Origin of the sequence: Aliarcobacter butzleri (assembly GCF_900187115.1) — a bacterium.
Lineage (GTDB): Bacteria > Campylobacterota > Campylobacteria > Campylobacterales > Arcobacteraceae > Aliarcobacter > Aliarcobacter butzleri.
Map to the genome: position 1 here is coordinate 1347550 of NZ_LT906455.1, position 12797 is coordinate 1360346.

Below are 12797 nucleotides of genomic sequence, written 5' to 3' on the forward strand. Positions count from 1 at the left end.
AAAAACCTTACAGTGCTTTTTTAAGTGGTTCTAGTTGAGTGATTAACTCCACTACCATTTTTGCAAATCGATATCTTTTATTGTTTGTTTTAAATACCTCTTGCCCTTCTTTAATCCACTCTTGACGATAAGTATCAATATTTTGGATTAAATCAAGTGAAGATATATAGCTATCAAGTAGACTTACTTTGTAATGAGATTTTAAGATTGAGAATATATTTGAGTTAGGAACAAAAAAGATATTATCTACTTTTAAATTATCAAGTTGATTTGCTATATCCAAATCATCTGAGCCAAAGATATTTATAAATTGTTTTTGAATCTCATCTTTATCAAGTGAAAAACATCTATTAATAACTAGATTTATTGTTGCAGATTTATCAAAATCTAAAATTAAAGAAATCGTATCTCTTACATTATCAACTTGCTCCATATCATCATTTACGGGGATATAATAGTTTAATCCTGATAAGTCTATTTCTTTTAGTTTATGCAGTACTATTTTTGTGTCATTACCACCACCTGCATCTATTATATTAACTACACTACCATCTGACAAACTAGAAAATTGTATATCATCAATCACAACCTCACTATCTTTAAGTTTTAAGCTTTGATGATTTATGTAGTTTGAATTTACCTTACTGTTATTGTTGTCATCAATCTCAAAAAGATTTATTTTTTGATTTTGATTTTGCAAATATAACAATGTAGCAGTTACTCCTGCTATTGTTGTTTTACCTGCACCACCTTTAGTTTGTACAATTACGTGTATATTTGGCTTATTTTCTTTTTTCATTTTAATCCTTTTTTACCCTCTCGGGGATTTAAATTTTGTCTTGACTGAAACTTTCAACTGTTCTTGCGTTGTTATTGCTCTGCTCCAGTGGCTGACGCCTTTCGTTCGTTCCTACGTCGCTCTCTACAGTTGTCTCTAGTACGAGTAATTTAATACTTATTCGGTTAACTATATTTTTTTTAAATCAAAATTTCATTTTCTTTTATTGAAGATGCAAGATTTTCCAATTTCTTAATTTTTAAATCTTTTGATATTTGTTTATTCAAAAGCTGTTGATTTAATTGCTCAAATTTTTCTGCCTCATTTTCAGAAAAAGATTTTATTTCTTTTTCTTTATTTTTCTTTTCTTTTATTTGCTTAGCATTTGTTGAACATTCGCTTAGCATTTGCTCACTTGAGTCATTAATACTCAAGTTTATTTGAAGTTGTTTCAATTGCTCTAGTTGTTTTTGTTTACGCTTTTGAGCTCCAATTTTTGCAGATAGAACTCTTTGTTCTCGCACTTCTTCCATTTTTTGCATACGACGATTTAAACTACTTGAGTAGAAAAAGCAATCATCTTCAATTACAAATAGATGATAATTTCTTACAACAACTTCAAGTTTTGCTAATGTTGTATTATATTTTCTAGCTAATACTGACAATAGTTTGAGTGGATATTTATAGTTTTGTTGTTCCCGTAAAGTTTCAATCAATACCCAAAATATTCCGTAGCCTTCTAGTCCAAGTTCTTCAATTAAAAGCATTACTTTAAAGTCATCTTTTGCATTTGCATCATGACTAAAGTAACAAGTTTCTTTTTTTGCATTTGCACTCATTTAAATTATCCTTAAATATTTACAATGAGTTAAATAATCGTTGGTTATAATATAAACGATTAAAACCTTAAGCCGTTTTAATTCTCTCTCTTTTGACTGTTTGGCGACATAAAAGAGGGAGTTTTATTTCTTACTTCTTTTTGTTTTTGAATCCAATCTTGTAACTCATTATTACTATATAGGTCTATTTGAGTATTTGGAAGCCTCACAGGTTTGATAAAATCACCACTATTGATTATGTCATATAGTTTATTTCTCCCTATTTTGAGTATTTTAAGAATATCTGGTTTTTTTAATAACGTATCACTCATTTTTCAGTCCTTTAATTTTGAGCTAAAAATTGAGCTACATCTCTTTTAGTGTAAAGATATGATTTTCCTATTTTTTTACATTTTGGACCAATATTTTCTTTTGCCCAATTTACAATAGTCCTAGTTTCAACTCTAAATATTTTTGCAACATCATGACTATCAAGGGTCAATGTTTTTTCAAACCCTAACTCATTAATATCTGATAAATATTTATCAATTAATTGTTCATTCATTTTTGCTCCTTAATTTCTCTCCAATTTAGACAAAAGTCAATAAACCCTTGAGCATCATTATCTATTTTTTGAGATTCTTCAATTGCGAGTTTCATCACTTCCTCTAAAGCTTTAATAAATTCTGTAAAATTAATTCTTACAATATTTGTATCTTCATCATCTATTGAAAAATAATCAATATATCGTGATTCTTTAACTTCATATTTTTCACCATTTTCATCTTTCTTTGTTCTTGAAAATATATCTTTTATAGTTATTTTCCCATTAAGTATACATAATGAGAAATTATCATCTGATTGAAGCCAACTACCCAAAAAATAATCTTCTGCTTTAATATTTACTTTACAACTTGTATTTGAAGTAGTTATATCTTTATCAAGATTTTTTTCAAGTTCCAGAATCAGTTTAAAAAGTTCTTCAAGGGCTTTTCCTGTTATTTTTTTTCTATTTTTTAATTTTTCAATTAATGTTTTCATTTGTATTTCCTTTTTTTAAATTTATTGAGGCTTAAAAATTAAGCCTCACCACTTTCTGATTTCAGAATTGTCGCAAATTCAACGAATGTTTTTTGATATTCTTCATTTTCAAGGAGAAGCATCATATAAGTCCTACACATCGCACTTGTATTAGGATAATTTAACTTATGAGCTAATTCTTCAAATCTATCAGCTACTTCTTCTTTTACATTGCAACCTATTTTTTTGAAACTTTTTTGAGCTTCACGTAATTTCTCTTTTCTTATTTCTTCTTGGTCTGCTAGCTCTTGTTTTTCAGACCCAATTCTTACTATTTCTGCATCTTTTTTAAGCATTTTCTGCTTTATTTCCTCGGTGTTAGCGATAATTGTATCTATCTTCTTTTCCATATTATTTTCCATATTATTTTCCATATTTTTCTCCTCGTTTTGGAAGTTAGTCCTAAATTAGGACTAACTCAAAGTAAATTAAGAAATTTTCTTTTCTTGGTATTCCTTCTTTTACCTCATACATTTTTTCCTCTTGGCAATGTCTCTCCTCACATGTTTACGACTTGCTGTAACACGAACCTGAGTCAACCATAGACTCTTTTATCATTTTTTAAAGAACGTAAAAGACAATTTATGTTATATTTTATTATATATTGCTTTTATATGACATATTATGACAATAAATACCTTTATTTCAACTTAATTATGTCATAAATTATCACTTTTTATTCAAAATATTCATAAAAAGGTATTAAATGGAAATAAATGACATAATTGATAAATTATTTGATTATTTTAAGGTTACTTCAATTCAAGATTTAGCAGAAAAAATGAATGTCTCTCAACCGACCATATCAAAATGGAAAACACGAAATGCTATGAGTGCGATTAAAAAAAGATGCCGTGAACTAGGTATCTATAATGAAATATTTGGAGATTTGAATAGTAATACTATTATTAATATTGCTTCAGAAGTAAATCAGGCGATAAAAGAAAAAAATGAAGTAGATATCGATGAAACAACGCTATTTTTGTTTAAAGAAGCGTATCAAAAAGCAAAAAATAGCGATAACATTAAAGGATTAAGAATTTATTTAATGGAATTTGAAGCAAAAACAGAGCCTTTTGAAATAGTAGAAAAAATAACATTGAAAGATTTAGAAAATATAGTAGAAAATATGATAGAAAAAAAGAAAAGTATACATTAAACAAATATAACGGTACTAGAAACGGTACTAAATATTTCAAATCCTTATTTTATGGGCTTAATGTAATATTTTGGAGTCCGACTAGCGGTACCACTTCTAATTATAGGTCTATACCTACATTAAGATAACTACCAATTAAACTTTTTTATCTTTATTTTTTAATTCACCAAGAGTTACTTCTAAAAGGCTTTTTTGGATTGTTTGTTTTGATTCATCCCAAGTATCATGAAGTTCACATTTATTTTTTTGATTGCAAACCCCACCACCCAAAACACACTGCTTAAAACTTTCATCTTCTAAAGCAACAAGTATATCTTTTAGTTTAATCTCTTCTTTTGGTTTTGAAAGTTTAAATCCTCCATATCTTCCTTGAATTGCTAAAATCAATTCTTTTTTTGAAAGATTAGTCATAACTTTAGAGAGGTATTTATATGGTATTTCAAGAATTTTTGAAAGTTCTTTTACAGAATAAAGCTTTGAATTATCTTCTGCCATATATATCAAAACTTTAATAGCATACTGTGAAGTAGTAGAAAGTATCATAAGTATCCATTTTTCCTTGAAATTTCTTTGATTTTATCAGATTCAAATTTAAACATAGATAAATACTACTTTTAAGTAGTATTTAAAAGATAAAAGTTTATTATTTTACAAATACTACTTAAAAGTAGAATTTAAAGGAGAAAAAATGAGTCTATCTCTAATGGAGAAAGTTATGAGTAAAAAGAGTCTATATGCCTCTTTCTGGATTGTTTCTATTTTTATGGTAACGATATTAATTTATTTTACTGCAAATCTTGCAAAAGAAGTACCACCTCTTCCTAAACAAGTAGTTTCAGTAGAGGGTGAAGTACTATACACTTATGATGATATAGTAAATGGTAAAGCAATGTTTCAACAATTTGACCTTATGGATTATGGTTCACTTCTAGGAATGGGAGCATATTTGGGTCCAGATTTTACTACTGAATTTTTACATAAAAGAGCAGAATTTTTAAATAATTATTATGCAAATGAAATTTATGGAACAAATTTCACATCACTTGATGATATGAAAAAAGCTTCAATAAAAGCTAGAGTAATTCAAGATGTAAAAAAACAAACTTCTTTAAAAGAAGAAGGTGTATCTTATACAAAAGCTTCTGCTTTAGCATATAAAGCAAATAAAGAATATTTAATTAATTTTTTAACAAAAGGTGATGAAAAAAGAGCATGGAGAGGCAATATTATAAGAACAGATGAAGCTGCTCTTATTGCTGCATTTTTTGACTGGTCGCAGCTTGTTTCTTCAAGTGTTAGACCAACAGCACATGATGGAAGAAGTTGGTCAAACAACTGGCCACCAGAACCTTTAATAGACCAAGATGTGACATTTACAAGCCATTTAGTTTCACTTATTGAATTTTTATTACTTTGGGCTTTAACTATTGTTATAGTTTTCATGGCATATGAATATATCTTTAATAAAGAACACCAAGATGGTGAATTATCAGAACCACTTAAAATTACAAAAATTTTTCCTTCACAAGAAAAGTTACTTAAGTATATTCCAATTGTAGCACTTTTTGTACTTATTCAAATGGTTTTAGGTGGTTATTTAGCTCACATTTATGCAGATCCAACTGATCATTTCATTATATCTCAAGATATTTTACCTTTTAATGTAACAAGAGCTTTACACACAAATATAGCAATTATCTGGGTAGCAATCGGTTGGCTTGTTGGAGGATTGTTAATCGCTCCAATTGTTGCTGGGAAAGATTTAAGATTTCCAAGACTTGTTGATTTACTTTGGACAGCACTAATTGTTGTTGGTGTTGGTGGACTTGTTGGTATTTATATGGGTGCACAAGGATATATGAGAGATACTTGGTTTTGGCTTGGAAATGAAGGTAGAGAACTTTTAAATCTTGCTAGAGTTTGGGATATTGGATTAGTTATAGGTTTAGTTCTTTGGTTTGGTATGGTTTATAGCACTATACGAAATGCAAAAGGAAACAAACTTCTTATAGGAACAATTATTTGGTCAGCTTTTGGTATCGCAACTCTTTATCTAGCAGGTATGTATCCATTACACAAAATTGCACCTAATTATACTGTAGATGATTATTATAGATGGTGGGTTGTTCATCTTTGGGTTGAATTAACATTTGAACTTTTTGCTGCTGGGGTTATTGCATATCTTTCAGTTGCGCTTGGACTTGTAAGAGAAAAAACAGCAGAAAAAGTTATGTTACTAGAACTTGGTCTTATTATGTTTAGTGGAACATTAGGTGTAGGACATCACTACTGGTGGCAAGGTCTTGATGAATATTGGATAGCAATTGGTGGGATTTTTTCTGCATTAGAACCGCTTCCTTTAGCTTTACTTATGATTGAAGCAATAAAAGAGCAAAATCATATTAAATCAGAAAGAAAAAATTTTGATTTTGGAATACCATTTATGTGGCTTGCAGGAAGTGCCTTTTTAAACTGGTTTGGAGCAGGATTCTTAGGAATGGTTATAAATACTCCAACAATTAGTTATTACTCACATGGAACATATTTAATTATGCCTCATGCTCACGTTGCACTTCTAGGAGCTTTTGGATATATTTCTATTGCTTTTATTTATATGACTGCAAGAACAAACTCTCTTGCAAAAGGATTAGAATGGAATGAAACTATGAGTAAATGGGCTTTTTGGCTTATAACAATTGGAGTTATAGTTTACGTACTTCCTACTATGATAATCGGTATAGAACAAACTTCTACTGCTCATACATTTGGCTATTTTGCAGCTAGAAGTAGAGAACTTCTTGAAGCTATGAGTGGATGGATGTGGTTTAGAATCTTACCTGATAGTATGATGATATTAGGATCACTACTGTTATTTATAGATACTTTCAAAAAAGTTTATTTAGCAAGAAAAATCATAAAATAAACAGTAATACAAAGGATAATATCCTTTGTATTTATTTAAAAACTTTTATTATTTCATCCAAATCTTTTTCTATTTCATCCTCATTTATACCATTTTGCATAGCATTTTCTTTAACATCACCTTGTGATATTTTTTCAATAGTTCCATTAACTAAAAGCTTATAAACAAAATATCTGTTTTGTTTATTGTCATTTAATCCAAAAGAATTAATAAAGCTTCCATTAGAATCAGTTATTAAAGGTATTTTAGAGTCTTTATACATCTTTTCTAATTCATCATTAACTGCAATTTTTTTAACTAACCAAGGAGCTTCAGATATATTCGCAACTAAAACGATATTATTTTTATCAACTTTTTTGTATAAATCCTTAAATACAATCAAAGAATCGTGATTTAAAACTACAATATATTTTTCTTCTCCAAGTTTAAATAATGTATCAATTTTTGAATAAGATTTATTTCCAACAATATCAAAATATTGTGGTATAGAATCTATTGTCAAATTTTCATTTTTACTTACTTTTTTTTCTGGAATAGTTAAATATACTAAAAATCCAAAACCAACTATTCCTAAAAATATAACTTTTAATGTATTTCTCATACTTTTTCCTTTTGTTTCTTAGCCCATCTTGAAAATAGCCTATAATTTGTAATATTTTTATCTAAATCTTCTTGATTTACTACATTTTCAACCAAACAATTTGCAAGATATAAAGATAAAACAAACCCTCTTCCTCCTACTCCATTTAAAGTGTAGAGATTTTCAAACATGATTAAATTTTCATCTTTTATATGCGTTCCATTTTTTATATGAGGATATTTTTTTATACTATTTTTAGAATCTACAAGTCTTCCAACCATTGGAAAATAATCAATACTTGAAGCTCTTGCACCAATCTTAACATCTACAACTTCAACATTTTCCAATATCTTTATATCATTTGCTTTTTTTAACAGTTTTTTTATATCAGATTCTATAATTTCTTTAGTTTTTATATTGTGTTCTAATTTATTTATATTTGCTAATTTTAAATTATAACTTGTTTCACTCATATCTTGCGTAAATCTATTATGTGTTGCACCAATTGAAACCAAATATTTATCATTTCCAAGTTCTTTGCTTTTAGATAGAGAACACTCTTTATGGTAGTTTATTTCCACTTTTGTAGAAGTTAGAACATCAATCTTTTGTCCCCAAACTGCTCTTATATCAAAGTAATCTTCATTTACTAAAGAGATATCTGCACCAGTTGCTAAAAAAAGTTTTTTTGCTTTTATTTCATCATTTATAAACCAATCTTTTTCAATTTGTTCTATTTTTTTTACTTCATAATTAAAAAGCTTTTCTATATTATTTGTCAATTTTTTACAAATTCCATAAGAGTTTATAACACTTCCTATAGCGAAAAAATATCCACTTTCAAACTTTTCAAACTCAAAATCAATATAAGGAATATAACTTTGAAATTTCTTTTCATCTTCTTCATTTTTTGGAATCCTACAAGTTCCAAAATTTTGTAACTCTTCACTAAAATTCTTTTTATAATAATCTATGGAAAAATTTAAAGCTTTTGTCACTAAATCTTTGAAATCATTAGGTTTTCCTAAAAGTGGAGATAAAAATGCACCAGCAGCTCCACTTGCTCCATAAGCTACATCCTCATTTTTATCTATAAGTAAAATTGAATTTGAGTATTTTTTCAAAAAATGAACTACTGAACAACCTGCAATTCCAGCACCAACAACTACATAATCAAACTCTTTCATTCATCATCACTTAATTGAAAATTTGGTCTAAAATATGCTCGTCCACCTTTTAAACTTACACATTTATAATTTGGAAACTTTTTTCTATAATACCCTATTCTCTCTTTTGTCGTTTTCCCAGTATCACAATAAAAAACAAAAACTGTATTTTTAGGATAATTGTTCATTTCATAAGGGTTATAAGTTATCGTTTCAATAGTTTCAAGAGGTTTTAAAATTGTATCAATAACCACAACTTTTATTCCCTCTTTTTCTAATATTTTCTTATTTCGGAATAACTCTTCTTGAGTCCATTCGTCTTTTAAAAACATCTTCCATTATCCTTTTTTTTGGCTATGGTATTATATTCCTTATTAAAAAAAAGTAATTTTTATAAAAATTAAGATAAAATATATACTTATATTAAAAATTAGGAAATATTTATAATGAAAGTTTTGGTTACAGATGATTCTAAAATGGCAAGAAAAATGGTCGTTAGAAGTTTAGAAGAATCTACTATTAAAGATTTAGAAATTTTCGAAGCTCAAAATGGACAAGAAGCAATCGACTTATACAAAGAGATTTCTCCGAAAATTGTTTTTCTTGACTTAACAATGCCTATAATGGATGGATTTGAAGCTCTTAAAAAAATAAAAGAGATTGATGAAAATGCAAAAGTTGTAATTATCTCAGCAGATATCCAAAAACTTTCTATGGATAGAGTAAGAGAACTTGGGGCTTTTAACTTTATCAAAAAACCTATTGATGCATTAAAAATGCAACAAATTTTAGAAAAAATAGACGAAGTAATATAATGGAAAATAAAATATTTTTAACAGAAGATGAAAAAGATTGTTTGCAAGAACTTATGAATGTTGCTTATGGTAGTGCAACAGCTGCAATTACAGAAATTTTAGATGCTTTTGCAAAACTATCAATACCAAAAATTCAAATAATAAACGCAAATGAATTTCAACCTTATTTGTCAAAAGAGTTAGATTTAGAAGAAGAACATTTAGTATCTTTACAACAAATAAATGGAACAATTTCTGGTGAAAATATGTTTGTAATAGATAAAAAATCTGCTAAAAATATTGCTTATAAATTTGGGCTAGAAGAAGATGAAATAAATGAAGAAGAAGTATGTGATATTGTTCTAGAAATTACAAATATATTATCTTCTTCAACTATTAGTAAATTAGCAGAAGATATAGATACAGATGTATCTTTTTCAGCTCCAACAATAAATAATTTAACTTCAATAAGCCAATTAAATAATCTTTTTATTAGTAAGTATGAAAAAATAATAATAATTTCTACTCAACTAAATTTTGATGATTTAAATATTTCTGCAGAATTATTTATCCTAACAACAGATAATTCGATTTTGTACATAAAAGAAAAACTAAAAAAAATATTGGATGAATTTTGAAACTAGATTCTAATAAATTTGATGTAATTTGTAATACTGTAGATAATGGTATCATTCTTATTAATAAAAATTTGGAAGTTCTATTTTGGAACAAATGGTTAGAAATTAGAACAGGAATTAGTGCTTTAGATATAAAAAATAAAAATATAGTAGATTTCTATCCAAATGTTGATGAAAAAAAGTTAAAAAGAAAAATAACAACTGCTTTAAAGCTAAACTCTTCTACATTTTATACTCCACAAATTAGTAAATTTCTTATTGATATAGAATTAGGAAAAGTTGCAGACAGTGTTTTTGATAATATGCAACAAAGTATTACAATTACGCCATTAGATATAGAAAACGAGTTAGTAATTATATATATTTACGACATTACAATCTTATCTGAAATAAATTTTAAATTAAAAGAAGTAAAAGATAAAGTTGAAGAAAAAAATGAAGAGTTAGAACTTTTATTTGATACAACAATGGAAGCTATAATATTATTTAAAGATAATAAAATAGTCGATTGTAATAAAATTGCTATCGACCTTTTCAAACACTCTTCAAAAAACGATTTAATCGGAAAACACTTTGAAGAATTGATTTTTAACAAAAAAATTTTAGATGAAATAAATGAAAAGCCTATTGAAACTACTATTTTTAGAGAAAACAAAAGTTCATTCAAAGCCTTAATAAATATAAAAGATACTATTTTAAATAATCAAACTTTTAAAATTTTAACTATTATTGATATAAGTGAAATAAAAAGAAAAGAAACTTTACTAGCTGAACAATCAAAACTTGCTGCAATGGGAGAAATGATAGGAAATATTGCTCATCAATGGAGACAACCTTTAAATATTATCTCTATTGCAGCAACAAATGCAAAATTAAAAAAAGAGATGAATCTATTAACAGATGAAATATTACTTGATTCATTGAAACTAATCTCAAATACAACAGAGCATTTATCAAATACAATTGATGTTTTTACAGATTTTTTAAAAGAAGACAAAGAAAAATCACTATTTAATTTGAGCCAAAATATAAAAAATAATATTTCATTAATTCAAACTATATTAAATGAAAATAAAATAAGAATTGAGTTAGATTTAGATGATGATATCTATATTTATAATTTCTCAAATGAGTTTAGCCAAGCTTTAATAAATATTTTGCACAATGCAAAAGATGCACTAAATTCAACTAAAGATATAGATGAACTTAGATTAATAAAAGTTTCAACAAGACAATCTATAAATAATGTAGAAATTTCTATTATTGATAATGCAGGCGGAATAGATAAAGAGATCAGTGATAAGATTTTCGAACCTTATTTCACTACAAAACACAAATTCCAAGGTACAGGACTTGGTCTTTATATGACTCGAAAGATTATAAAATCTAGCATGAAAGGTGAAATAATCGCCTTTAATGAAAAATTCACTTATAACGATAAAAATTATGAAGGCGCTCATTTTAGAATTCTTCTACCAAACAATAGTTGATTGACATTGACTCAACCTTTTGATATAATTATCCTTTAAAAATTAAATATTTATATAATAATTATAGGATAATAAAATGGCAAAAAGTTTATATGAAACATTAGAAGTAAATGAAAATGCTAGTGCTGAAGAGATAAAAAAAGCTTATAGAAAACTAGCAAGAAAATATCATCCTGACGTAAATAAAGAAGCAGGAGCAGAAGACAAATTTAAAGAAATCAACGCAGCTTATGAAGTTTTAAGTAATCCAGAGAAAAAACAACAATATGACCAATATGGTGATTCAATGTTTGGAGGTCAACACTTCCAAGATTTTGCAAGATCACAAGGTTCAAATGTAGATTTAGATGAAATTTTAAGACAAATGTTTGGTCAATCTGGTGGATTTGGAGGTTCAGGATTTTCAAGAGGAGGATTTGGTGGATTTGGAGGGTTTAGTGAACCTGACTTAGATACTAATGCTCAAATAACTATTCCTTTTGATGTTTCAATCCTTGGTGGAAAACAACATATCTCTTTAAATAGCGATTCATTTGATGTAAAAATTCCAGAAGGAATTGAAGATGGACAAAAAATTAGAGCAAAAGGAAAAGGAAAATCTTATCAAGGACAAAAAGGTGATTTAATTTTAAAAATTAATGTTGCAAAAAGTCCTGAATATACAAGAGAAGGTGATACTTTATCTAAATATTTTGATGTTCCTTTAAAAACAGCTCTATTTGGTGGAAAAATTGAGATAAAAACAATTCATAAAGATATTACATTAAAAGTTCCACAAAATACAAAACAAAACCAAAAATTTAGAGTAAAAGAACTTGGTGTTTTAAATAGAAAAACTGGAACAAGAGGCGATTTATACTTAAAAGCAAATATTGTTTTACCAAAACTTGAAGATTTAGATTCTGAATTGGTAAAAATGTTAGAAGCAAAGCTTCCTGAAAAATAAAAGGTTTTTTTATGGAAACAAATAGCTATATAGAACCAGTTTATTTAATCTCTGCTGTTGCAGAGATTTTAAATATTCATCCTCAAACTTTAAGACAATACGAAAGAGAAGGTTTAATAAAGCCTTCAAGAACAAATGGCAAAATAAGACTATATTCTCAAAAAGACATCGATCATATTAGATATGTTTTAACTTTAACAAGAGATTTGGGTGTAAATTTAGCTGGTGTTGATATCATCTTACAATTAAATAAAAGAATTGAAGAGTTAGAAAAAGATATGTACATTTATAAAAATAAAATTAAAAGTATAAATTCTCTTTCTGTAGTTCCAGATACAAAAGCTTTAGTTGTACAAAAATCATCTTTAAATATGGTTATTGTAAAAAAATAAAGTATCTTTCTAGCAAGATATTTTAAGAAGAGT

At 27.1% G+C, this 12797-nt stretch carries 17 protein-coding genes; 7 read left to right on the plus strand and 10 right to left on the minus strand.

Translation table 11 applies throughout. From position 1 onward, the window contains the following. Positions 1–7 precede the first annotated feature (7 nt). The 6 genes from CKV87_RS06725 to CKV87_RS06750 all read right to left on the minus strand — a co-directional run bounded on the left by CKV87_RS06725 (position 8) and on the right by CKV87_RS06750 (position 3050). On the minus strand, positions 8–799 hold the full coding sequence (locus CKV87_RS06725; protein WP_012013010.1) for a P-loop NTPase family protein: 792 nt from the start codon (positions 797–799) through the stop codon (positions 8–10). Positions 800–978: 179 nt separating this feature from the next. Beyond that, positions 979–1617, minus strand: coding sequence for a DUF4373 domain-containing protein (locus CKV87_RS06730; protein WP_012013011.1), 639 nt, complete (start codon positions 1615–1617; stop codon positions 979–981). Between the two features lie 77 nt (positions 1618–1694). Continuing rightward, positions 1695–1928 carry a helix-turn-helix transcriptional regulator gene (locus tag CKV87_RS06735; protein ID WP_012013012.1) on the minus strand — a complete coding sequence of 78 codons (234 nt, stop codon included), beginning with the start codon at positions 1926–1928 and terminating at the stop codon, positions 1695–1697. 11 nt (positions 1929–1939) lie between these two features. Further along, positions 1940–2161: a helix-turn-helix domain-containing protein gene (locus tag CKV87_RS06740; protein WP_012013013.1), complete on the minus strand. Its 222-nt coding sequence runs from the start codon at positions 2159–2161 to the stop codon at positions 1940–1942. Continuing rightward, positions 2158–2637, minus strand: a complete 480-nt coding sequence (locus tag CKV87_RS06745) for a hypothetical protein (protein ID WP_012013014.1) — start codon at positions 2635–2637, stop codon at positions 2158–2160. Before CKV87_RS06745 ends, CKV87_RS06740 begins: the two co-directional genes overlap by 4 nt. Positions 2638–2675: 38 nt before the next feature. Next, positions 2676–3050, minus strand: coding sequence for a hypothetical protein (locus CKV87_RS06750; RefSeq protein ID WP_012013015.1), 375 nt, complete (start codon positions 3048–3050; stop codon positions 2676–2678). 332 nt (positions 3051–3382) lie between these two features. On the opposite strand from CKV87_RS06750, the gene CKV87_RS06755 reads away from it, so the two are divergent. Continuing rightward, on the plus strand, positions 3383–3835 hold the full coding sequence (locus CKV87_RS06755) for a helix-turn-helix domain-containing protein (RefSeq protein WP_012013016.1): 453 nt from the start codon (positions 3383–3385) through the stop codon (positions 3833–3835). Positions 3836–3970: 135 nt separating this feature from the next. Here the strand turns inward: CKV87_RS06755 and CKV87_RS06760 are convergent, their stop codons facing one another. Then, a complete protein-coding gene (locus CKV87_RS06760; RefSeq protein ID WP_012013017.1) occupies positions 3971–4378 on the minus strand; it encodes an RrF2 family transcriptional regulator in 408 nt (135 codons plus the stop codon). Positions 4379–4523: 145 nt separating this feature from the next. Between CKV87_RS06760 and CKV87_RS06765 the strand changes: the two genes are divergently transcribed. Further along, positions 4524–6758 carry a cbb3-type cytochrome c oxidase subunit I gene (locus tag CKV87_RS06765; protein WP_012013018.1) on the plus strand — a complete coding sequence of 745 codons (2235 nt, stop codon included), beginning with the start codon at positions 4524–4526 and terminating at the stop codon, positions 6756–6758. A 31-nt stretch (positions 6759–6789) separates the two neighbouring features. Here the strand turns inward: CKV87_RS06765 and CKV87_RS06770 are convergent, their stop codons facing one another. The 3 genes from CKV87_RS06770 to CKV87_RS06780 are packed head-to-tail and all read right to left on the minus strand — an operon-like array spanning position 6790 to position 8836. Continuing rightward, positions 6790–7359 (minus strand): hypothetical protein, encoded by a 570-nt coding sequence (locus CKV87_RS06770; protein ID WP_012013019.1) that lies wholly within the window; start codon positions 7357–7359, stop codon positions 6790–6792. After that, positions 7356–8525 (minus strand): FAD-dependent oxidoreductase, encoded by a 1170-nt coding sequence (locus CKV87_RS06775; RefSeq protein ID WP_012013020.1) that lies wholly within the window; start codon positions 8523–8525, stop codon positions 7356–7358. Before CKV87_RS06775 ends, CKV87_RS06770 begins: the two co-directional genes overlap by 4 nt. Continuing rightward, positions 8522–8836, minus strand: a complete 315-nt coding sequence (locus CKV87_RS06780) for a hypothetical protein (protein WP_012013021.1) — start codon at positions 8834–8836, stop codon at positions 8522–8524. The genes CKV87_RS06775 and CKV87_RS06780 overlap by 4 nt, the downstream gene beginning before the upstream one ends. Before the next feature lie 114 nt (positions 8837–8950). On the opposite strand from CKV87_RS06780, the gene CKV87_RS06785 reads away from it, so the two are divergent. The 5 genes from CKV87_RS06785 to CKV87_RS06805 all read left to right on the plus strand — a co-directional run bounded on the left by CKV87_RS06785 (position 8951) and on the right by CKV87_RS06805 (position 12764). Then, positions 8951–9319 (plus strand): response regulator, encoded by a 369-nt coding sequence (locus CKV87_RS06785; RefSeq protein ID WP_012013022.1) that lies wholly within the window; start codon positions 8951–8953, stop codon positions 9317–9319. After that, the gene (locus CKV87_RS06790; RefSeq protein WP_012013023.1) at positions 9319–9936 is read left to right on the plus strand and encodes a chemotaxis protein CheX; all 618 of its coding nucleotides are present in this window, start codon (positions 9319–9321) and stop codon (positions 9934–9936) included. The genes CKV87_RS06785 and CKV87_RS06790 overlap by 1 nt, the downstream gene beginning before the upstream one ends. Beyond that, positions 9933–11426: a sensor histidine kinase gene (locus CKV87_RS06795; protein WP_012013024.1), complete on the plus strand. Its 1494-nt coding sequence runs from the start codon at positions 9933–9935 to the stop codon at positions 11424–11426. Before CKV87_RS06790 ends, CKV87_RS06795 begins: the two co-directional genes overlap by 4 nt. Before the next feature lie 76 nt (positions 11427–11502). After that, on the plus strand, positions 11503–12372 hold the full coding sequence (locus CKV87_RS06800; RefSeq protein ID WP_012013025.1) for a DnaJ family protein: 870 nt from the start codon (positions 11503–11505) through the stop codon (positions 12370–12372). Between the two features lie 11 nt (positions 12373–12383). Then, positions 12384–12764 (plus strand): heat shock protein transcriptional repressor HspR, encoded by a 381-nt coding sequence (locus CKV87_RS06805; RefSeq protein ID WP_004509580.1) that lies wholly within the window; start codon positions 12384–12386, stop codon positions 12762–12764. Positions 12765–12797 lie beyond the last annotated feature (33 nt).